General features: G+C 47.9%; 18 protein-coding genes and 1 pseudogene. 13 read left to right on the plus strand and 6 right to left on the minus strand.

Going from position 1 to position 20,895, the window contains the following annotated elements; genetic code table 11:
• Window positions 1-66 precede the first annotated feature (66 nt).
• The 4 genes from K6Q96_RS22470 (at window position 67) to K6Q96_RS22485 (ending at window position 4,479) form a co-directional block, all read left to right on the plus strand.
• Entirely contained in the window at window positions 67-1,473 is a 1,407-nt protein-coding gene (locus tag K6Q96_RS22470; protein ID WP_251880297.1) for a carbohydrate porin, read from the plus strand.
• Window positions 1,474-1,569: 96 nt separating this feature from the next.
• Window positions 1,570-3,138, plus strand: coding sequence for a glycoside hydrolase family 16 protein (locus tag K6Q96_RS22475; RefSeq protein ID WP_251880299.1), 1,569 nt, complete (start codon window positions 1,570-1,572; stop codon window positions 3,136-3,138).
• A gap of 194 nt (window positions 3,139-3,332) precedes the next feature.
• Window positions 3,333-4,055: a YebC/PmpR family DNA-binding transcriptional regulator gene (locus tag K6Q96_RS22480; protein WP_251880300.1), complete on the plus strand. Its 723-nt coding sequence runs from the start codon at window positions 3,333-3,335 to the stop codon at window positions 4,053-4,055.
• Between the two features lie 73 nt (window positions 4,056-4,128).
• Window positions 4,129-4,479 (plus strand): hypothetical protein, encoded by a 351-nt coding sequence (locus K6Q96_RS22485; RefSeq protein ID WP_251880302.1) that lies wholly within the window; start codon window positions 4,129-4,131, stop codon window positions 4,477-4,479.
• 30 nt (window positions 4,480-4,509) lie between these two features.
• Here the strand turns inward: K6Q96_RS22485 and K6Q96_RS22490 are convergent, their stop codons facing one another.
• On the minus strand, window positions 4,510-4,731 hold the full coding sequence (locus K6Q96_RS22490; RefSeq protein WP_251880304.1) for a DUF2798 domain-containing protein: 222 nt from the start codon (window positions 4,729-4,731) through the stop codon (window positions 4,510-4,512).
• 84 nt (window positions 4,732-4,815) lie between these two features.
• Here K6Q96_RS22490 and K6Q96_RS22495 point away from each other — a divergent pair, with 84 nt between their 5' ends.
• Window positions 4,816-5,727, plus strand: coding sequence for a LysR family transcriptional regulator (locus K6Q96_RS22495; RefSeq protein WP_251880305.1), 912 nt, complete (start codon window positions 4,816-4,818; stop codon window positions 5,725-5,727).
• Window positions 5,728-5,811: 84 nt separating this feature from the next.
• Window positions 5,812-6,054 carry a hypothetical protein gene (locus tag K6Q96_RS22500; protein WP_251880307.1) on the plus strand — a complete coding sequence of 81 codons (243 nt, stop codon included), beginning with the start codon at window positions 5,812-5,814 and terminating at the stop codon, window positions 6,052-6,054.
• Here the strand turns inward: K6Q96_RS22500 and K6Q96_RS22505 are convergent.
• From K6Q96_RS22505 to K6Q96_RS22515, 3 genes and pseudogenes are all read right to left on the minus strand, one after another.
• Window positions 6,048-6,917: a patatin-like phospholipase family protein gene (locus K6Q96_RS22505; protein ID WP_251880309.1), complete on the minus strand. Its 870-nt coding sequence runs from the start codon at window positions 6,915-6,917 to the stop codon at window positions 6,048-6,050. The genes K6Q96_RS22500 and K6Q96_RS22505 overlap by 7 nt on opposite strands.
• A complete protein-coding gene (gene rbsK, locus K6Q96_RS22510) occupies window positions 6,890-7,858 on the minus strand; it encodes a ribokinase (protein WP_251880311.1) in 969 nt (322 codons plus the stop codon). The genes K6Q96_RS22505 and rbsK overlap by 28 nt, the downstream gene beginning before the upstream one ends.
• Before the next feature lie 208 nt (window positions 7,859-8,066).
• Window positions 8,067-8,225 (minus strand): annotated as a pseudogene (locus tag K6Q96_RS22515) (RbsD/FucU domain-containing protein); the annotation flags it as partial.
• Window positions 8,226-8,813: 588 nt separating this feature from the next.
• On the opposite strand from K6Q96_RS22515, the gene nhaC reads away from it, so the two are divergent.
• The 4 genes from nhaC to tnaA all read left to right on the plus strand — a co-directional run bounded on the left by nhaC (window position 8,814) and on the right by tnaA (window position 14,287).
• Window positions 8,814-10,247 carry a Na+/H+ antiporter NhaC gene (gene nhaC, locus K6Q96_RS22520; protein ID WP_251880313.1) on the plus strand — a complete coding sequence of 478 codons (1,434 nt, stop codon included), beginning with the start codon at window positions 8,814-8,816 and terminating at the stop codon, window positions 10,245-10,247.
• 234 nt (window positions 10,248-10,481) lie between these two features.
• Window positions 10,482-12,110: an AMP-binding protein gene (locus tag K6Q96_RS22525; RefSeq protein ID WP_251880315.1), complete on the plus strand. Its 1,629-nt coding sequence runs from the start codon at window positions 10,482-10,484 to the stop codon at window positions 12,108-12,110.
• Complete coding sequence (locus K6Q96_RS24895) at window positions 12,107-12,229, plus strand: hypothetical protein (protein WP_256481846.1); 123 nt, start codon at window positions 12,107-12,109, stop codon at window positions 12,227-12,229. The genes K6Q96_RS22525 and K6Q96_RS24895 overlap by 4 nt, the downstream gene beginning before the upstream one ends.
• A gap of 591 nt (window positions 12,230-12,820) precedes the next feature.
• Window positions 12,821-14,287, plus strand: a complete 1,467-nt coding sequence (gene tnaA, locus K6Q96_RS22530; RefSeq protein ID WP_251880317.1) for a tryptophanase — start codon at window positions 12,821-12,823, stop codon at window positions 14,285-14,287.
• Between the two features lie 138 nt (window positions 14,288-14,425).
• Here tnaA and K6Q96_RS22535 read toward each other — a convergent pair whose 3' ends face one another.
• Both K6Q96_RS22535 and K6Q96_RS22540 read right to left on the minus strand, forming a co-directional pair.
• Window positions 14,426-16,057 carry a sensor histidine kinase gene (locus K6Q96_RS22535; protein WP_251880319.1) on the minus strand — a complete coding sequence of 544 codons (1,632 nt, stop codon included), beginning with the start codon at window positions 16,055-16,057 and terminating at the stop codon, window positions 14,426-14,428.
• A gap of 24 nt (window positions 16,058-16,081) precedes the next feature.
• A complete protein-coding gene (locus tag K6Q96_RS22540; RefSeq protein WP_251880321.1) occupies window positions 16,082-16,858 on the minus strand; it encodes a response regulator transcription factor in 777 nt (258 codons plus the stop codon).
• Window positions 16,859-17,545: 687 nt separating this feature from the next.
• On the opposite strand from K6Q96_RS22540, the gene K6Q96_RS22545 reads away from it, so the two are divergent.
• From K6Q96_RS22545 to K6Q96_RS22555, 3 genes are all read left to right on the plus strand, one after another.
• Window positions 17,546-18,538, plus strand: a complete 993-nt coding sequence (locus K6Q96_RS22545) for an ABC transporter substrate-binding protein (RefSeq protein ID WP_251880323.1) — start codon at window positions 17,546-17,548, stop codon at window positions 18,536-18,538.
• A 167-nt stretch (window positions 18,539-18,705) separates the two neighbouring features.
• Window positions 18,706-19,605 (plus strand): ABC transporter permease, encoded by a 900-nt coding sequence (locus K6Q96_RS22550; protein ID WP_002541155.1) that lies wholly within the window; start codon window positions 18,706-18,708, stop codon window positions 19,603-19,605.
• Window positions 19,598-20,854: a quaternary amine ABC transporter ATP-binding protein gene (locus tag K6Q96_RS22555; RefSeq protein ID WP_251880325.1), complete on the plus strand. Its 1,257-nt coding sequence runs from the start codon at window positions 19,598-19,600 to the stop codon at window positions 20,852-20,854. The genes K6Q96_RS22550 and K6Q96_RS22555 overlap by 8 nt, the downstream gene beginning before the upstream one ends.
• Window positions 20,855-20,895 lie beyond the last annotated feature (41 nt).

The raw sequence follows: 20,895 nt of genomic DNA on the forward strand, positions 1-20,895 counted from the left end.
AGTATTATTTGCAACAAGCAAAGAAAGCGCTTTCAAAAAGTAACGCAACTTCGCTATGGAGTGAGAATGAACAAGTCTACTTTAGCGATGGCTGTCCTGTGTGGCATGGGTGCTCTCTCGAGCGTACCTGCAACCGCAGACATCATTGACGAGTTTGAGTTTCATGGTTATTTCCGGGCTGGTTATTTCTTCAGTTCTGATAATGACTTCAAAAAAGCAGATATCCCTGGGCAAAAAGAGCAGCTGGGGCGGCTAGGTTTAGAAGCTGACAATGATGGCAACTTGACCTTCATCACTCGTACCAATATCGGTGAGAGCCAACAATTAAGCATTCATGTGGGTATTGGTGACACTGCATTCGACGACCTAATTGGCTTTTTGGAAATGTCTGGCGTCACACCAACAGGCAATCTTTGGGCAGGTAAACGAAAGTTGGCCGATGAAAATTATGTTTTCATGACCGATTTCTTTTACACCGATCTTGAGGGAATTGGAGTTGGTATTCAGAACTATGAAATCGGTGATAGCTTTCTAGACCTTGCCTATATTGCAAGCGAGAGAAATATTAGTAACAGCTACGATGACTATGATGACTTTGTAGATAATGCTTCAACAAATGATGACATTATCAGGCTACAAAACGGACGATACGTGACTGATGACGAGCGCTCCAATATTTATAGCAATCAAAACAATGTCATGCATACATTCCATGCTGGTTACACTCTTGGTGCTCTGACATTGCATGGAAACTATAAATACATGCCAGACAACTGGGATCTAACAGGAAAAGAGTGGGCAGAGGAAGGCTACGATGTCACCGCCATTTACCACATGCTCGATTTCTTTGGATTAAAAGGGAATGCTTTCTCATACGCTATTCTCCAAGCGGGAGAAGGGTTAGGTTCTGGTAACTTGCTGGGTGGTACGTTGACCGATTACGCTGCGTTACGTCCGGGCTCACTGACACAAGGTTACAAGGTTAACGACCCTGACAGAGGAGATCTAGCTCCAATAACCGGTGACCCGTACTATCTTCTCACTCAACGCGAGGAAGACGCGAAGTCTGTCAGAGCTATTCTTTGGGGGGGATATACCAATAGTCAAGGTATTGGCTTCTTCCCTTCCCTCCAAGCTCAATACAACGATGAGGGTACAAACAAGGAAGGCGATGATGCGGGTTACAACTACTGGGTGTCCGCAATGATGCGTAATATCTTCCCAGTACGTGACAACTTCATCATTCAGACCGAAGTGGGTTACTACGAGAACGTTCAAAATGGTGGCCATTGGCATCAGTCCAAGTTCACCGTAGCACCAACCTTTGTACTTTCCGATGGTTTGTCGACTGCTGAAATTCGTTTCACCGCTTCTTACCTGCCTCTTTCATGGACAACGGGTGAAGAGGGTAACAACTCAATTCCACTGAAGGACGACGTCGTCTTCGGTATTCAGGCGGATGCCTACTGGTAAGCCTTTGGACTTGAAAGGCTACGCTGTAAGTAGCTCCAAAAGTGTTTGAATGTATTGCGCAATTAACCTGAATTGCCGACGTGTAAGGATACAACAATGACTAATTTCCCTTATCGACGCGCATTAGTGGCTGCAGCAGTGGTTACTGCTGTTGCCGGTTGTGAGTCGAAAGTGTATCAACCAGTGACTGCTGGCCCTGATACCAGCGCTCCTATGGTTCGCCCTTCCAGCGACTGGACTCTTGTGTGGAATGACGAATTTAGTGGCGACGCGATTGATAAATCAAAATGGAGCCACGAAGAAAACTGTTACGGTGGTGGTAACGCTGAGCGTCAGTGTTATACCGATCGTGAAGTGAACTCCTTTGTTGAAGACGGTAAGCTGCATATTGTCGCTCGTGACTACCAATTTACCGGACCATCAGACCCACAGGGTCAGTCACGCCATATGGCGACCCTACCGTTTACTTCCGCGCGCTTGCGTACGATGAACAAAGGCGATTGGAAGTATGGTCGCTTTGAAGTTCGTGCAAAACTGCCATTTGGTCAGGGCACTTGGCCGGCCATCTGGATGTTGCCGACTGATTATGTATTTGGTGGTTGGGCAGCCTCTGGTGAAATCGATATCGTTGAAGCGGTTAACCTGAAAACCGCCACTGACGAGCTTGGCGCTGAAGCAGGTAAAGAAGAAGCACGTATTCACGGTACTATTCACTACGGTCGCGAGTGGCCGGATAACGTGAGTACCGCAGCGGAATATCACCTTCCAAACCACGTAAACCCTGCAGACGGTTTCCACACCTACTCACTGGAGTGGGAAAAGGACGAAATGCGTTGGTATATCGATGATATCCACTACGCAACGCAGCGCTCTGACGGCTGGTACAGCCAGTACAAAGAAGGTGGTCGCTGGGTAACAGGTGAATCTGATGCACCGTTTAACCAACGTTTCCACATGATCCTGAACCTCGCGATTGGTGGATCTTGGGCATCGAACGCTAACGAAGGTGGTATAGACCCATCTATCTTCCCGCAGACAATGGAAGTGGATTTTGTTCGCGTTTACGAATGTTCGAAAGACCGTGAAACCGGCAAAGGTTGTGCGACCGTTCAGGATTCCGCTCAATTCATCGCTGGTACACCTGCGCCTGAAATCATTATTCCGGGCCCAGACTATGCAACTGGCCCTGAGTTTGTGCTGTTTGGCGACAAGCCAGACAAACACCTGCGTTCGAAAGAGTATGATCCACAGTTCAAGATCTACACAGAAACCAAGCCTGTTGAAGGCCGTGGTGATGTGCTGGCAATGAAGAAAACCGGTGAGATCGGTAACTTCTACTTCGAATCACCTGAAGTCAACATGGGTGAATGGATGCAAGGTGGTGAGCTGGTCTTTGACCTATTGGTAGAAGAGAAAGCACCAGAATCGAATATCCTTGTTCGTGTCGACAGCGGCTGGCCAGCATCGAGTGACATCGATGTAGAAGTGCCACCACTCGGTCAATGGACAGAGGTTCGCATCAACTTCGCTGAACTGATCGAAAACGGTAACCGTTTTGCACCAGGTTCGAAGGCGAACGTTGAAGGCCTTAAGAATATCTTTGTTATGGAGCCAACAGGGCCGATGGTCCTGCAAATCGATAACATTAGATACGAGAAGAAATAGTCCCTCTTCTTGAAACCCAAAAGGGAGGCGAAAGCCTCCCTTTTCTTTTGTATTACTTTATCTAACCCGGGTAAGACTTGATCAAACTCAGCAAAACCCTTCCATATCGTGCTTTTAGTGCTGGAAATACCCTGCGGGTGATTGATAAAATCCCTGCCACTTCAATAAACGCATATCAAAGAGAGTGACTCCCCATGGGACGCAGTTTCGAAGTTCGTAAAGCTTCAATGGCGAAAACACAAGGCGCCAAAGTTAAGCTGTACTCAAAGTACGGTAAAGAAATCTACGTTATCGCAAAAAACGGCGGTGGCGACCCAGATTCAAACCTGTCGCTTAAGCGCATGATCGAGAAAGCGAAAAAAGATCAGGTGCCAGGGCACGTTATCGACAAAGCAATCGAGAAAGCAGCTGGCGGTGGCGGTGAAAACTATGAAGTTGCGCGCTACGAAGGTTTTGGCCCAGGCGGTTGCTCAGTGATCGTTGACTGTCTAACTGACAACAACAACCGTACCTACATGGAAGTGCGTCAGTGCTTCGTGAAAACCAACTCAAAGATTGGTGGCCCAGGTACTGTTGCTCACATGTTTGACCACCAGGCTGTATTCCAATTTGCCGGTGAAGACGAAGAAGCAGTACTGGAAGCGCTGATGATGGCAGACGCTGACGTGACAGATATCGAATGTGAAGACGGCGTGATTACTGTATTTGCACCTCACACTGAATTCTTCAAAGTGAAAAACGCACTGACAGAGTCAATGCCAGAAGTCACTATCGACGTTGAAGAAATCACCTTCGTCCCGCAAACCATGACAGCAGTGAGTGGCGACGATATCGCCACGTTCGATAAGTTTATGGACATGCTGAACGACTGTGACGACGTACAAAACGTATACCACAACGCAGAAATCGAGGCATAACTCCTCAACGTTTGCGTTCGAAATGCCCGGTTTGACCGGGCATTTTACTTTTTGACTACATTAAGGCTCCACCATGGAACATAAAGATTTTGAAGCGCTGGTCAAAGCCCTTTGCGAAAAAGCCAGCCTTCCTGAAGCCCTCGATATGCTTAAAGTCTGCGAAGACGAGGCGGTTGCTGAAGCAGCTAACGCGCTAACAGGACAGTTCGCTCTGGCAGAAATTAAAGGTGAAAACCGTGTTTATCACGTCTTCACTGAAGAAAATGATCAAGGCGAAGACCAAGAGTTTGTCGAGCACGTAATGAACGTGGGCGATGATGTGATTGTATTTGTCGCCTGGTTCTTCTTCACTCAGTTCGACATCAAGAACCGCGATACCTACGCTGCAGCTGGTCGCACCTACAAGCAGCCAAAACGCAGCTAAGTAAAAAGCCAGAGCACTGCTCTGGCTTTTTTATACCGCTTCCGCTAACCACTCTGAAAACTGCTTAACTTTCGGCAACACAGTCACACTCAATAAAAATGCGCACGGCCAAGCAACCACAAAACTCTGCCCCCATGCTTGTGGCCAATCAGCGGAAAACCCCATTTTGTAACCGGAAATCAACCCAGACATAGCAATGGCCATTACCAACGTGCTGAGTGCAGTTGTTATCCAAAAACGTTTCCTTTCCATTCTCACCTCAAACTTGCTGTGCTTTTGTCTTTGGACTTAAGATAAATAAATCCATAAACGAGATATACAGGTACAATTTGAACCATGAATTCCATTTTTGGAAACATTGACGATCTCTATCTCTTTTGCCAAATCATCCGTGATGGCTCGCTGCTTTCGGCATGTAAGTCATTAGGGTTACCCGCCTCTACTGTGTCTCGCCGGATCAGCGCGATGGAAAAAAGGCTCAATGTTCGACTACTGGAAAAGCGGGGACGTGAACTTGTTGCCACGGAGTCGGGAAAGCGAGCTTATGAGCAACTTATTAGTAGCATGGAGCAACTGGAATCCGGGATTGAGCAAATTCTACAAGACAGCAACGAGGTGTTTGGCAACCTCAAGGTGACCATGCCAAATAACTTCTATCACGGGTTTGTTGGGGATGTGATTAGTCGATTCCTTGAGGATTACCCGAAGGTAAAACTTGAGATTATTTTAAGCCAAGAACAACAGATCCCAACAACAGATAGGGATCTTTTAATGACCTTCGATTTAACCGGTCTTGAAAGCTACATTGCGAGGCCACTTTTTACAGCCAGACATGGCTTTTTTGCCAGCCAAGGTTATCTCGAAAAACATGGGGAGATCAGAACTGTTGAAGCGCTGAAGCAAGCGGATTGGATAGCGGTAGATAAAGTCTGGAGCATCAACTTATATCGCGAGCAGAGCCTTGAGCACACTATCGCCATACACCCCAAGTTAGTTGTAAATGACATAGTTGCGGTAATTACTGCTGTAGAACAAGGTATTGGCGTTTCGTCTCTTCCTCTTCGTCATACCTTTGGTAATAAAAAGCTCATTGAAATTTTGCCTGAGTATACCCGAGCCGACAGAACTGCGTATTTGGTTTATCGCGAGCGCCAACACCAACCCCTTGCGCTGACGTTATTGGTCGATGCTTTACTCAAAGCCACTAACGAAATTAACTATGAACATACGCCAACAGAGAAGGTGTAAAAGATAAGCTATCACTTAAATACTTGACGAAACTGAGATTCCAAATGACACTGTATATATAAACAGTATCATTTGGAGGTGCTCATGAATACGAAAGAGTTTGACCAGTTGCTTGAACGGGTTAACCAAAGCCGTAAAACAGCCTTGAAAGATAATACGTTTATTGAACAAGCTGAACTTCACGCAAAAGAGTTGGCTCGCATTGAAAACATGAACATGCGCCCGATGAAAAAGCGGGCCAAGAGAAAGAAAGTCAATGCACCGAAGCGTTTCTCAAACGTTTACGAGGGATTCGCAGAGAGCCGTGACGACGTTTTCCACTATTGAGTCAACGAACCCAGGCTCAGTTTATCCCAACGCATAATAGCTTCTTTACCTGATTCATACCCAAGGTAATAGGCCTTTTTAAGAGGCGCCTTTTCCCTACTAAGGCGCTTCAATTTGAAATCTTCCGGCGGACAAATCTGAATAATTTCCACCCCTTCAGGCGGATGCTCAATCAGTTCAAGCGTTTCGTTGTAGCGAATGTGTCGCGTCAGCATCGGCGCTATCAATGCCGGATGATCTTTGAGTAGATGTTTAGTTAAAGCGTCGAATTTAGGCTCGGATTTTCTGTAACTTGCCGGACGGCTGCGAAGCACCATGATTTGGGTAGCCCCGCGACGAATCGCTTCTGCAACAGGAATCGCATCTGCCACGCCACCATCGACGTACCTCACGCCATTCAGTTCCACACCGTTTCGATACATCACTGGCAACGCGCTGCTCGCTTTCATGGTTTCGGCCAACATTTCAACGTCTGGTATATGGTACTCAGGTTCACCATTGTCCTGCCGGGTGACACCGAGAAAAAATGGCCTGGGGTCTGCTTTCAGAACGTCTTTGTCGATACCAAGTTCTTCCAGCGTGACTTCCCACATCCAGTCGAGATCCATTAAGTCACCGCCCATGGCAAACTGACCCGGTCTCAGGAATTCTTTGCGAAGGCTGTAATCAAGGTAGATTTTTAAGTTCCGTCCCGGCATATCAGCCAAGTACGCAGCCAGATTGCTGGCGCCTGCAGATACTCCCCAGAAGCTATCGAACGGCGAGAAGTTTTTCTCCATGAAGTAATCAAGAATGCCGCATGAGAATACGCCGCGCATTGCGCCACCTTCAACGACTAATGCAGATTTTCCGATATTTTCCATAACAATTCTCTGTTGCTGTCCTTACGATTTTCCCGTAAGAATGCATCCACTTCTTCTCGGCTAGGAATAGACGTTTGCGCACCAAATCGAGTCACAGCAATCGCCGCGGCTGCATGAGCAAACCTAATCGCTGATTCTAAGAGCATTGATTCCATTAGACCAGTCACGAATGCCCCATTGAAGGTGTCGCCTGCTGCGGTAGTATCCATTGCTTTTACACGGAATCCTGGCACGATTTGACCCTCGCCATTCTGGCTGACATACACGCCCTTCGCGCCCAACGTGATCATCACTGTTTCAATACCTTTGCCATGAAGCACATTAGCCGCTGCTTTTGCTGATGCATCGTCTTCCACCTTCACGCCCGTCAGCACTTCTGCTTCTGTTTCGTTTGGCGTGATGATGTCGATGCAAGCCAACAAGCCTTCTGGCAATTCGCGGGCTGGAGCAGGGTTCAAAATCACTTTAGTGTCATGGCGCTTGGCAATTTGGGCAGCCAGTTCGATACCATCCAGCGGTGTTTCCAATTGCATCAGCAAGTATTCGGCCTGACGAATGCGTTCAAGCTCAGGTTCAATGGCTTCTGACGTCAATTTGGCGTTGGCTTCTGCAGAGATACAGATGCTGTTCTCACCACTATCGGAAACTTGGATCATGGCGATACCTGTTGGGCAATCTGCCTGCATTTTCACGCCACCGATATTGATGCCATCACACTTGAAACTTTCGCGGATGTTCACGCCGAATGGGTCGTCGCCCACACAGGCAATGAAGCCAATATCAGCATTCAAACGCGCTGCAGCCACCGCCTGGTTTGCACCTTTGCCACCGGGAATCACCTGATAATTGCGACCATGCATGGTTTCACCCGGACGGGGAAAAGAAGGCACCTGCAATACATGGTCTGCGTTAACGCTCCCTAAAACCACTAACTTATTCATCGCGCTATCCTCAGCCTCCTTCAGGGAGACTTTATTGTCGTACTAAAAAACTGAGTGATTTAGGCTCTTTATCAAGAATCTAAAGCAATCAGTTCTGCCTCTCCCTCAAAGCCCAAGCAATAATACACCCTCCCCTTTTCAAAGGGCGGGTCAGGCTGGGGTTTTCCCCTATTAGACTTACTGAGTGACCACTTTCAACGGAACTGGGAGTCAACGCCAAATCAAAGCGCACAACATGTTGAGGAATGGGTAAACCAGCATCACAAATGGTGTATTCGTCGGTGTAGCCCAGCTTAGAGACCAGGTGCGCGATATCAGAGTTCAGTAAGGTGCTTTTTTCATTCTTAAACCTTCTTACAGCGTTCATAAATCGATGAACGACCAGCCTGACTTGAGGAGTTTGGCTGGAAAATAGAGCCCATAGAAACGTTTCGATACGTCTTTATTCGAAAGATTCAGGCGTGATTTTGATCTTTAGGTTTTTGGGCTGGGAAATTCGGCTAACTCACTGTCAGCAGTGATCTCTGAAAACACCGTATTGTCCAAAGTCGAACACTTTAAAAACGATGCCAAAGATCGGGTGTTTGAGTCGGTTAAACGATAAAGAAGCCTTAGATAGCGCTTTCAACAGAAAGCGAATACATAGCATCAAAAAAGTTAAGTATTTTATTAACACATCTCATTTATAGAACTCCGAAGCCAGCAGCCGCGCCTTACGATGAACGTTGAGGCAGTAAGGCTTTACCCATAAAAGGTCAATGCGCAGCACAATGTTTCACAGTGAGCAACAGGACGAAAACCATGCTCACTGGAGTCGGATACGATCACCCGCCGAAACCGCTACTCACTCGTCCCAGATAAGTAACGCAACACTACTGACCCTCAAACTTCGCGGTGAATTCCAACAAGAAATCACCGCACCCTCAGTCTATATATGTAAACATCTGGAGGTAACATGAAGACTGATATTCCAGAGGGCGCCCGCGCTCCTATGTTCTGGGAGGCTATCGTCTCGCTCCTTTCCCTTGTTGTTGGTATCAGCGTTTCCATCGTCATTTACGGACTCGACCCACAAGTTCCCATGTTATTGGGCGTGGTCGTCGCGAGTGTCGTCGCGCTTCGCTGTGGCTTTTCGTGGAAAGATATTCAATCTGGCATGGTGAATGGCATCTACAACGCCCTGCCAGCGATGATCATTCTGATGATTGTTGGCGCCCTCATCGGTGTCTGGATCCTCGCCGGTGTTGTTCCAACACTGATTTACTATGGTCTACAAATTCTGGCACCGGAAATCTTCCTTCCTGCCTGCGTAATTATCTGTGCTGTCACGTCGCTAGCGACTGGTACTAGCTGGGGTACCACAGGAACCATAGGTGTGGCGCTGATGGGCGTGGGCGGCGGACTTGGCTTTCCGCTTCCACTGGTTGCCGGAGCGGTACTTTCCGGCGCGTACTTTGGCGACAAAATGTCCCCGCTGTCTGACACCACTAACCTGGCACCAGCCATGGCGGGCACCGATCTGTTCACCCACATCAAACACATGTCTTACACCACTGGCGTGAGCATTTCGATCACTTTGGTTATCGAAGCAGTTTTGGGGTTGAAATACAGCGCATCAGGCGGCGATATTGAACGTATCAATAGTATTCTGACGACACTAGACAGTACCTTCTTCATTAATCCTGTTTTATTCCTTCCCCTCTTTCTGGTGCTGTTTGTGTCTTACAAGAAGATGCCAGCTATTCCGGGAATTGCGCTGGGTGTGATTGCTGGTGCGATATGTGCTGCTGGTCTGCAGGGTGCAGATTACAATGCGATCGCCAGCGTTGCGTTTGGTGGTTATACCTCAGAAACTGGTATCGGCGATGTGGACTCACTGCTGTCACGCGGTGGTCTGGATTCTATGATGTACACCATCAGCCTGATCATCGTTGCCATGATGTTTGGCGGTGTGATGGAGCGAACTAACCAACTTCGCGTGATTGCAGACAAGATCCTTGCTGCCGCGAAGTCGACGGGTTCTCTGGTAGTTTCTACCGTGCTCACCGGTATTGGTGCCAACCTGATTCTGTGTGATCAATACATGGCGATCGTGATGAGTGCCCGAAGTTATGCGGAAGCATACAAGGAACGTGGGTTGGCACCGGAAAACCTCTCCCGTGCTGTTGAGGATTCAGCCACCGTTACGGCAAACCTGGTTCCCTGGAACTCAGGCGGTGCATATCAGGCAGCCACCTTGGGCGTTGCTACGTTGGCCTACTTGCCATTCAATTTCTTCTGTTGGATTTCTCCACTCGTGACCATTTTGTTTGGCGTAATGGGTTGGACCATGTGGAAGATTGACGATCAGCAAGAAGCACCAGAAGCTTCGGTAGAACGAAATATATGATGTGGCTTCAATGTACCTTTAAGGCTGCCATAGGCAGCCTTTTTTCATGATGAATGCGAAAATATCTCCCTTTTCAACGCCAATGCCTGCCTTACTAGTCAGAAATTTCGAACGACGAGTGATTTGCTATTTCTCTGTGAGAATTTCGCGAGATTTATTTATTAACGTTTCCTAGAGCAATACAAATCAACGCTGAAGGTATTCAGCTGAACAGGCTCTAGGGGGGGTTAATCCATGACAGTTCTCGTTAATTCGGTATTTTGCCCACCAACGCCCGGCAACAATACCAACGAGCCGGGACAATTCTTTAATCTGGCACCGCTCGGGAAGCTAACTCAACAAGAGCGACACCAGTTTGTCTCTTACGGGCGTGGCCCATCGCAGAAACCTTCGTTTCCAACGCTCAGCATGGCGATTGAGCGCTACGCGAAGGAAACCCCTTTCGCGATAGCCGCAATAGACGGTCGACAGACCATTTCTTACCGAGAACTAAATTCAGAGGCCGAAAAGCTAGCCACGCTGCTTCAGCGCCTTAAGGTCAAATCTGGCGATTCTGTTGGCGTTTTTCTTTCGCGCTCGATTCCTATGCTGATTGGCATGCTGGCTTGTTTGAAGATTGGTGCTAATTACGTTCCACAACATGCAGGAGTTGCACCGAACGCCCTGCTTTCACAAATTATCGACGTCGCCCGAATTCGTGTGGTGTTTACCCTCTCCAAACACAAACACGACTTGCCTCAAAAGGATGGCACCATCCGCCTTGAGCTGGATACCCTGCTCAAATCCCCTGAGTTTAAGTCGATGGAAGCAAGCGGAAAACGCATCACCAAGCCCGACGATGTCTGCTTTATCCTGTTTACATCTGGTACCACCGGCAGACCAAATGGTGTTCAGGTCACGCACAAGAATGTAGCCAACATCGTGATGACATCACCGGGAAATCTCGGCATTAAGCCGGGTATGCGGGTCGGGCAAATCCTAAGCATTGCTTTCGATATGTCAGCATGGGAGATCTACGCCGCTCTTTGCCACGGCGCAACCCTGCTTATCCGTGACAATTCAATCCAGCAAACCGCCGCTAATGCGGACGTGATTATTGCTACCCCTTCCATTCTTGGACAGATTGATCCTGATTCCTGCCCAGACGTGAAAACGGTCGCGGTGGCAGGAGAACCCTGCCCCTTGCCGCTGGCTGAGGTCTGGGGCGCAAGATGTGATTTCTACAACTCCTGCGGCCCGACAGAAACCACCATTATCAATACCGCCAAGCTGTTTAAACCAGGGGATAGGCTTTCTATCGGTAAACCTACACCTAACAATACTGTGTATGTACTCAATGAAGACCTCACTCCCTGTGCAATTGGTGAAGTCGGGGAAATGTGGGCTGGCGGCGTTTGTGTCACTAAAGGTTACCTGGCCAATGCCGAGCTGAGTCAGGCAAGTTATCGGCCGGATCCCTTCCTTGGTGACGGTCACGTGATGTTCCGCACCCGTGATTTAGGCCGTTGGAACAAAGACGGTGAATTAGAGCACTTCGGACGTACCGACGATCAGGTAAAAATGAAAGGTTTTCGGGTGGAGTTGGACTCTGTCTCTTCCACACTGGAAAAAATCCCAGAGTGCAGGCTCGCTGTCACACTCAAAGTTAATGACCAGCAACTCGCTTCTTTTGTCGTCCCTGCTAGCGTCAACGAGAAAGCCGCCATCAAACATGTGGCTGCCAATCTCCCCTATTACGCAGTTCCGGTGCGGGTGCTGGCAACTGATGAACTCCCGCTGACCGATCGCGGGAAAATCGACAAACGCAAACTCCTCACCCTTTTCAACAATGCCATGAATCAAACCAAGGAAGGTGAAGCATGATGGTGCCATTCACCCAGACAGAATTACCGGCAAAGCAGGGGCTATTTGCCACGGATGACCAAAAAGAAGGCATGCACGCTTTCATCGAAAAACGAAAACCGCAATTCACTGGAAACTGACATCTCGTTTCTGATTTTAGCGCCTGTCCGGGCGCTTTTTTGTTTTAGCGGGTTAACAGCCAGTATCTAACTTTAAACAACTTCCTGTTTCGCCTCTCAATATCCCCAAATAGCCTGAAGTTACAGAGTTCGGGTTGTTTGGATATATAATTTGTCGACGTCTCCTCAATTTGATTTTTTTATTGATGACAGTTATGACTTTCTAATCGATAGTATTATTGTTAGCTTGAGTTGATGAGTTTCAGGTTGGTAAAAATGACAAATACGAATGAATTAAACCGCTGGTGTACCCAGGACTACAAAATCGCTTTCTTCTTCCCTGCATAAGCACTCCCCTTGCGCAGAGCCTGCGCACATTTATTGAAAATCCGTATCAGTAATCCAATTCACTTAATTGTGTTTTCGTGTTGTTACGTACGCTATTTCGATAATTAAAATCCAGTAAATAAATTTAAAATCAGATTAATTTCCTGATGGAATCCTAGTGCCTAAATAAAATGAAAAATTGGCAAGTTTTCCGTTAGGTATACCCAAACAACCTGAATCCGGCATCTTCAGGTAGTTTGGGTATATGAATAAAAGGTGAAAAGTATGGAAAACTTCAAACATCTCCCAGAACCATTCCGTATTCGTGTGATCGAGCCTGTAAAGCGTACTACCCGTGCATACCGTGAAGAAGCCATTTTAAAAGCGGGTATGAATCCTTTCCTATTGGACAGCGAAGACGTATTTATCGACCTGCTGACAGACAGTGGTACAGGCGCGATTACCCAGGAGATGCAGGCTGCCATGCTGCGCGGTGATGAAGCCTACAGCGGCAGCCGTAGCTATTACGCGCTGTCGAATGCGGTGAAAGACATTTTCGGTTATGACCTGACCATTCCAACCCACCAAGGACGTGGCGCTGAGCAGATTTACATCCCTGTCTTGATCAAAAAGCGCGAGCAGGAGAAAGGTTTGGATCGCAGCAAAATGGTAGCACTATCAAACTATTTCTTCGACACCACACAAGGTCATACGCAGGTAAATTGTTGTGTGGCAAAGAACGTCTACACCAAAGATGCGTTTGATACCTCTGTCACCGCTGATTTTAAAGGCAACTTTGATCTGCAAAAACTGGAAGCGGCGATCCTCGACGCTGGCGCAGCCAACGTGCCATACATTGTGAGCACCATTACTTGTAACTCCGCGGGCGGTCAGCCCGTGTCTATCGCCAACTTGAAGTCAGTGTATGAGATTGCAAAGCGCTATGACATTCCAGTCATCATGGACTCTGCACGCTTTGCTGAAAACGCCTATTTCGTGCAGCAGCGTGAACCAGGATTCAAAGACTGGACGATCGCCGAAATCACTCGTGAAGCCTACAAATATGCTGATGGTTTGGCGATGTCAGCGAAGAAAGATGCCATGGTACAAATGGGTGGACTACTGTGTTTCAAAGACGACTCCTTCATGGACGTATATCAGGAATGTCGCACCCTTTGTGTCGTGCAGGAAGGCTTCCCGACCTATGGCGGTTTGGAAGGTGGTGCGATGGAGCGCTTGGCCGTGGGCCTTTATGACGGTATGCGTCAAGAATGGCTGGAATACCGCATCAAGCAGGTTCAATATCTCGTTGATGGCTTGGAAGCGATTGGCATTGTTTGCCAGCAGGCTGGCGGTCACGCAGCGTTTGTAGATGCTGGCAAACTGCTACCACACATCCCTTCTGACCAATTCCCGGCACATGCGTTGGCATGTGAGCTATACAGAGTTGCAGGTATCCGGGCAGTGGAAATCGGTTCACTGCTTCTGGGTCGAGACCCTGCCACTGGCAAACAACACCCATGTCCGGCTGAGTTGCTTCGTTTAACCATTCCGCGTGCCACTTATACCCAATCACACATGGACTTCATCATTGAAGCGTTCGGTGAAGTGAAAAAAAATGCGCACAATGTGAAAGGACTCGACTTTACATACGAGCCTTCCGTCCTCCGTCACTTTACGGCAAGACTCAAAGAATTGGAGCCAGCGGAAGTAAAAAAGCACAACGCTGCTGAGCTGGAAACCACATTGTAGAAACCTTTTAGAGCGCAATGAGATATGCAGGCGCCTTCATTATCTAGGGTGTCCTGACCGCACTTTTCTATTTCTTTGCGATGTCAGGCAAACAGCCTTCGTTCATCGGTTAAGCTACAAAAAAGTAACCAAGGCCGATTATTCGGCCTTGTTTTTTTCTGGTGAAGATGTGTTTCCATCTTTCGCCGTCACAGCACTGAAAGATGGCAAAGGCATTTGTGGAGCAGGTTTATCCCTTGTGGAAAGATGTATGTCACCATCTGGCGCGCTCTCTTCAGTTTTCCCACTTTCTGCTTTGACTTTGGGATAACCAGAGTCGATTGGCGGCATGTCATCCTCAAAGTTCATCGTCATCGGCACTGCTCTAATCTGCGCAGTTGACTGTGCGGCGACAGAAGACAGTTCAAAGCATACTCGGTACCTGAGCTCTTGTTTAGATTCGGACGAAGCTACCTTCAGTTGACTCTGATGCAAACTCAGAATCGCGTCTACAATTTTGCTCCCCATACCAAGAGAACCGGCATCACTGGATTCATCAATGGCGTTATCAATGCAGAAATTGACGTTACCCGCTTTCGCTTTGTTGGCATCCATAAGGATCGATGAGCGAGCCGGGCTGTGGCGAATCGCGTTCTCCATTAAGTTATCGAAAACCCGGTTTATCAGCACCTCGTCAGCAATCACGATCAAAGGCTGAGGCACCGTAATCACCAGATCCACTTGTTTCTTTTTAAGCTGAAGCTCAAACCGGTGGCGAACATCTTCAAATAACTCGCGTACATCTATTTCCCGGTAGGAAAGCACAATCTTCGCAGATGGTGACCTTGCAGCTTCAAGTTGGCTTTTGAGATGGGTTTGAAGACGCTGGGCGTTGTGATAAGCCGTGTCGATCATTCCACGTCCTTCGTCGTGTTGAATTCGCCACGTCTCAAGATAACCAAGAATATTTGCCAGCGGTGTTTTCAGGTCATGACTCAGTTGTACTAAATACTCCCGTCTTTGCGCTTCTTGAACCCGAAGTTGGATAAACTGTTGCTGGATCATCGCCATCATCCGCCGGTATTGGGTCGCAAGTTCCTGAAGCTCAGGCGAGTGCACGTTCAATGGTGGAGAAACTCGAAACTCGGATTTTGCTGACTGCTCAATCTGCCTCACCATCAATTGGCCTGGTGTGATAATACGGCGATAAACCATTCGATAAACCACCAGAGCGAACAACAAAATCGCCACCAGCGCCGCCGCAACAACAGGTGCGTATTGCAACAGACTCTCCATATCTGCAAATGCGTTATAGCCCTGACTACCGATTAGCACATATAGATATCCCGCGACCTGCCCGTCTGCATCGATTTGCGCTGCTGAAAAAACTTTCTCTCCGCTTTGAGATAGCGGATCTTGGCCAAGAACAGGAAAAGGCTCCCCCCTAAGAAACTGCTTGATAGGCTCCACGTCTACCTGCAAACGAAGAACATCTTCTTTTGGGGGACCGGAAGTAGTGATATTGCCTTGTGGGTCCAGAAAGTAGATCTCAAAATCTGGCCCAAGCAACATCAGGGTATGAAAGATGGAAGACAGGGCTTCTGGGCTGTAGTCATCTCCTACCATAAGGGGATTATCATCCCGCATGTGCATCGCAAGATCTTTGTGAAGTGCCTGACGCGACCGCAATTCATTTTGCTGCCATACGGATACACTGAGCGCTGTTAAAAGCGCAGCGCTGCACAAAAACCAAATTAAGGTAAATAACAGCAGACGGTTTTTAAACGCCAATATCAACCTCCTAACCTTTCAGGATTAGAGACAAGCACGCCGAAGCATTGCAGGATCGGATGCTTCGCGGAATTTATAACCCACTCCCCACACCGTATGAATGTACTTAGGTGCTGTGGGGTTGCTCTCTAACTTGCTACGCAGACGATTAATAGCGCAGCACACCGTATGACGGTAGCCATCATAGTCGGTATTCCAAACCCGGCTCAGCAACTCATCTTTACTGAACACGCGATCAGGGCGTTTAGCCAAACAACACAGTAAGGAGAATTCCGTGGGTGTCAGGTCGATTTCACGACCCTCTAATTTGACGCTGTGGGTTTCAGGACAGATTTCGAGGTGCTGGAAAAGCAGCGCTGTAGAATGTTCACTGCTCATTTCACAGCTGCCAGACTTCAATTCTTTTACCGCACCGGCCTGCCAATGACTGTGAAGGGAAACACGGCGCATCAGAGCACGAACTCTGGCCTGAAATTCAATGACACTGAATGGTTTGGCAAGGTAATCATCTGCTCCAGCCTCAAAACCTTCCACCATGTCAGACTCAGAATCCAATGCCGTCAGCATGAGGACAGGGATACCATTTTCCTGTTGGCGAAGAAACTCACAGAAGGTTTTTCCATCACCGTCATCTAGACCTCGATCCAAAACAACAGCGGCGATGTTTTCATTTGCCAACGCACGATATCCGTCCTCCAAAGAGGTGCCTTTAATCACATCAAAGCCCATCACCTTGAGATGCAGGGCAATGAGGCCTGCGATATCAGTATCATCTTCCAGAACCAAAACAGATTGTTGCATAGGGAGCTCCCATTCTTAGGGTCTGTTGACCTTTGGTGGTGAAGTTTTGTTCTAGCCATAAGCGTTTTAGGCGCGGCGAGGTGTTTGCAGCCTAGTCATTCTAAGCAAAGACACCTCAACAAAGCATAAAGCGCTTAGGGCTGAACCCTTCGGGCAGCGCTTGTGGGGAATTTCTGCTGCGTTATCAGCTTCTCATGTAGGCCAGCTACACATCGAAGCCTCTGCCTTGCATAAAATCCCCACAAACTGCTGCAAAAATCATCACCAAAGGTCAACAGACCCTAGGCAATCATCACTCCCAATGAACCCAGATTAGGCAGATAAATTTCACGATATTCGTTGAAAAACGGATAACACTCGCACATTTCTTTAATCTGAACACTGATTCTTACATTTCATACATCAGACTCTCTTGGTTCTGACATTTACATATTCAAATCATCAAGTTATCACGTTTCCAAACCCACTTTATCACCCGAAATATCCTCAGAACGCGAACGAATTGACACCAAATAAGTAACAGCACTAAAGAATTTTTGATACAAACTTGTTATGATTAGCTTCATTGCATTCATATTTTTCAGTTATTTAAACCAAGAAGGATAAGTAACGCAGTGCAATATCACTCAGATAAATGATTAGAGCTATATTCATTTATCATGTCATTTAAAATGAGAGGGAACTTCCATGAAAAAACTTTTAGCCTCGTCTTGCCTGCTGCTTTCAGCTATGCCGATGAGCAGCTTTGCGGCAGAGTGTGGCAAAGTCACCATCGCAGATATGAACTGGAACTCCGCAAGCCTCATCGCTAATGTTGATCGCATCATTCTTGCTGAAGGCTATGACTGTGACGCAGAGCTGGTTCCTGGTGACACTATGCCAACCGGCACTTCAATGATCGAAAAAGGCGAACCAGATATCGCACCTGAATTTTGGAGTAACTCTCTGAAAGCGGCGCTTGACCGAGGCGTTGAGGAAGGCCGACTCCGTTTTGCGGGTGCCGTACTTTCTGACGGTGGTGAAGAAGGTTTTTGGGTACCTAAGTATCTAGTCGACAAGGACCCAAGTATTGCAACTATCGAGGGCGTTATCGCGAATCGCGAACTCTTCAAGCACCCGGAAGATCCTTCACTATCCGCTTTCTACGGTTGTCCAGCAGGCTGGAACTGCCAAATTTCTTCAGGCAACCTTTTCAATGCAATGGGCTTGGGTGACAACGGTTTTGAGCTGATCGATCCAGGTTCAGGCGCAGGTCTGTCAGGTTCTATCGCTAAAGCTTATGAGCGTGGCGAAGGCTGGTTTGGTTACTACTGGGCGCCAACCGCAGTTCTGGGTAAATACGAAATGGTGAAAGTGGACTTCGGTTCAGGCATTGACGAAGAGCACTTTAAATCTTGTACGACCAATGCGGATTGTCTGGAGCCAAAAGTGACTATGTATCCACCTTCAGCGGTTGATACGGTGATAACTGAGAGCTTTGCAAAGAACTCACCAGAAGCAGTGAACTACCTTTCCAACCGTTCATTCACTAACGCACAGCTGAACAGCCTTCTTGCATGGATGGAGGACAACCAGGCTGACGGTGAAATCGCTGCCATGCACTTCCTGGAAAATCATGAAGACATCTGGGGCGCATGGGTAACACCTGAAGTGGCGAAGAAGATCAAAGCGTCACTGTAATCGCTATAAATGCTTTGCGGGCTGGCTTTTCAGCCCGCAATTTTTTGCGACAACCAAATCTAAAAACGCGACGTATCGTTTGGCTCTCTACATACGTCAGCGCTTTCCCACCCAAGGTGGGTATATAGTTTCTAATATTCTAAAGACGCAGAGGACGCTGTACTGTTATGGCAGACAATTCTTGGCTGACAGAATTTCCGGAGATGTCACGCTCCGATCTTCTGACAATTCGTAAAACACTTGATGGCGCCTACCGTGAGTTTTCGCGAAACTACGGTGAAACCATCGAATCTTTCTTTGACCCGCTGCTCCAATTTCTCATCTGGTTTGAAAAGCTTCTTCTCGGCACCCCTTGGTGGCTGATGATCGCCATTCTCGCGGGTGTTTCTTACATGGCAAGCCGTTCCTGGAAGCTTTCTGTTGCTGTTATTTTTTCTTTCCTCGCTATCGGATATTTCGGTATGTGGGAAAACACCATGCGCACCATGAGCATCATCTTGGTGTGCACCATGCTCGCCATATTTCTCGGGATTCCTATCGGCATCGCAATGGCACGCTCAAACCGCGTGCAATCCATGGTCACGCCACTGCTTGATGTCATGCAAACCATGCCAGCCTTCGTTTATCTGATCCCTGTCGTGATGCTGCTGGGCATCGGTAAAATACCTGGTGTGATTGCCGTGGTTATATACGCTATCCCACCTGTAATCCGTTTGACCAACCTTGGTATCAGACTGGTGGACAAAGAAGTGCTTGAAGCCGCCACTGCATACGGTGCAAGCCCAATGCAACGACTGTTCGGTGTTCAGTTACCTCTCGCAATGCCAACCATCATGGCAGGTATCAACCAAACCATCATGATGGCACTGGCAATGGTGGTTATCGCCTCGATGATCGGCGTTAAAGGCCTCGGCCAGCCTGTTCTGAAGTCAATCACCAACCAATACTTCACATTGGGTCTGATTAACGGCCTCGCGATTGTCGCACTGGCAATCATCTTCGACCGCGTATCTCAAAGCTACGCAAAACGTTCACAGCAGCACCTGAGCGGAGGCCACAATGAGTAACAAAGAAAACAGCACACCGCTGATCCAGATAAAAGGCCTCTACAAGATTTTCGGTAATACCCCGAAAAAGGTGTTGCCAGACGTAAAAGCAGGTAAATCCAAAGACGACATTCTGGCCGCAACCGGACATACGGTGGGTCTTCAGGACATCAACCTTGATATCGCGCGCGGCGAAATCTTCGTGATTATGGGTCTTTCCGGTTCAGGTAAGTCCACCATGATCCGACACTTCAACCGTTTGATTGAGCCAACTGAAGGCCAGATCATCGTTGAAGGCGAAGATGTCATGAAACTTGATGATAAAGGCTTGCAGAATTTCCGTCGCCACAAAATGTCGATGGTTTTCCAGCGCTTTGGCTTGATGCCTCATCGCACTGTTCTGCAAAACGTCGCTTACGGCTTGCAGGTGCAAGGTGTCGACAAATCCGAACGTGAAAAGAAAGCCAATGACTGGCTAGATACTGTTGGCCTCGGCGGATATGAAAAACAGTACCCGTCGCAATTGTCAGGTGGTCAGCAGCAACGTGTTGGTCTTGCGCGCGCTCTTTGTACTGATGCTGAAATCCTGCTGATGGATGAAGCTTTCTCAGCGCTCGATCCGCTCATTCGGAGCGAAATGCAGGATCAGCTGATTGGCCTGCAGGAGAAGTTGCACAAAACCATCATCTTCATCACCCATGATTTGGACGAAGCACTGCGTCTCGGTGACCGTATTGCCATTCTTCGTGATGGTAAGCTCGTTCAACAAGGCCGTCCGGTTGATATTCTGCTCAACCCTGCTGACGACTATGTCGAAGCATTCGTTAAAGACGTTAACCGCGCACGTGCACTCACGGTTGATACAGTGATGAAACCGCAAAGTCTTCGTATTAGCTCAGAAACTATCGGTGAAGCGCTGGCAGAAATGCGTAAAGCCAAAGCAGAACACGGCTATTACGTGAATGATGAAGGTTATCAGGGTGCACTGAGCATGGAGAAACTGGAGTCGGTAGATTCAGCCCGCCACGGTGACGCCATTGATGAAGCCATTCTTGAGGAAGTTCCTGGCATCCAAAGTGATGCACTGATTGAAGCTGTCATCCCAGACACGCTTGAGCACGAATTGCCATTGCCTGTTCTGGATCAAGACGGTGAGCTTCAAGGTGAGCTTTCTCGCGCTAATCTGGTAGAAGTGCTGTCAGATCAGTCTTCTAACAGTGCGGAGGATGAAGAGCCAGAGGCAAAAAAGCCTGAGGCCGCATCCGCCTAACTTATTCTCTTTCCCACCTAAAAAGCGCTTCAATTTGAAGC

The sequence above is a fragment of the Grimontia kaedaensis genome (genome assembly GCF_023746615.1).
Lineage (GTDB): Bacteria > Pseudomonadota > Gammaproteobacteria > Enterobacterales > Vibrionaceae > Enterovibrio > Enterovibrio kaedaensis.

Coding starts and splice junctions, on each gene's coding strand:
- K6Q96_RS22470 (WP_251880297.1), top strand. CDS start 67: ATGAACAAGTCTACTTTAGCGATGGCTGTCCTGTGTGGCATGGGTGCT.
- K6Q96_RS22475 (WP_251880299.1), top strand. CDS start 1,570: ATGACTAATTTCCCTTATCGACGCGCATTAGTGGCTGCAGCAGTGGTT.
- K6Q96_RS22480 (WP_251880300.1), top strand. CDS start 3,333: ATGGGACGCAGTTTCGAAGTTCGTAAAGCTTCAATGGCGAAAACACAA.
- K6Q96_RS22485 (WP_251880302.1), top strand. CDS start 4,129: ATGGAACATAAAGATTTTGAAGCGCTGGTCAAAGCCCTTTGCGAAAAA.
- K6Q96_RS22490 (WP_251880304.1), bottom strand. CDS start 4,731: ATGGAAAGGAAACGTTTTTGGATAACAACTGCACTCAGCACGTTGGTA.
- K6Q96_RS22495 (WP_251880305.1), top strand. CDS start 4,816: ATGAATTCCATTTTTGGAAACATTGACGATCTCTATCTCTTTTGCCAA.
- K6Q96_RS22500 (WP_251880307.1), top strand. CDS start 5,812: ATGAATACGAAAGAGTTTGACCAGTTGCTTGAACGGGTTAACCAAAGC.
- K6Q96_RS22505 (WP_251880309.1), bottom strand. CDS start 6,917: ATGGAAAATATCGGAAAATCTGCATTAGTCGTTGAAGGTGGCGCAATG.
- rbsK (WP_251880311.1), bottom strand. CDS start 7,858: ATGAATAAGTTAGTGGTTTTAGGGAGCGTTAACGCAGACCATGTATTG.
- nhaC (WP_251880313.1), top strand. CDS start 8,814: ATGAAGACTGATATTCCAGAGGGCGCCCGCGCTCCTATGTTCTGGGAG.
- K6Q96_RS22525 (WP_251880315.1), top strand. CDS start 10,482: ATGACAGTTCTCGTTAATTCGGTATTTTGCCCACCAACGCCCGGCAAC.
- K6Q96_RS24895 (WP_256481846.1), top strand. CDS start 12,107: ATGATGGTGCCATTCACCCAGACAGAATTACCGGCAAAGCAGGGGCTA.
- tnaA (WP_251880317.1), top strand. CDS start 12,821: ATGGAAAACTTCAAACATCTCCCAGAACCATTCCGTATTCGTGTGATC.
- K6Q96_RS22540 (WP_251880321.1), bottom strand. CDS start 16,858: ATGCAACAATCTGTTTTGGTTCTGGAAGATGATACTGATATCGCAGGC.
- K6Q96_RS22545 (WP_251880323.1), top strand. CDS start 17,546: ATGAAAAAACTTTTAGCCTCGTCTTGCCTGCTGCTTTCAGCTATGCCG.
- K6Q96_RS22550 (WP_002541155.1), top strand. CDS start 18,706: ATGGCAGACAATTCTTGGCTGACAGAATTTCCGGAGATGTCACGCTCC.
- K6Q96_RS22555 (WP_251880325.1), top strand. CDS start 19,598: ATGAGTAACAAAGAAAACAGCACACCGCTGATCCAGATAAAAGGCCTC.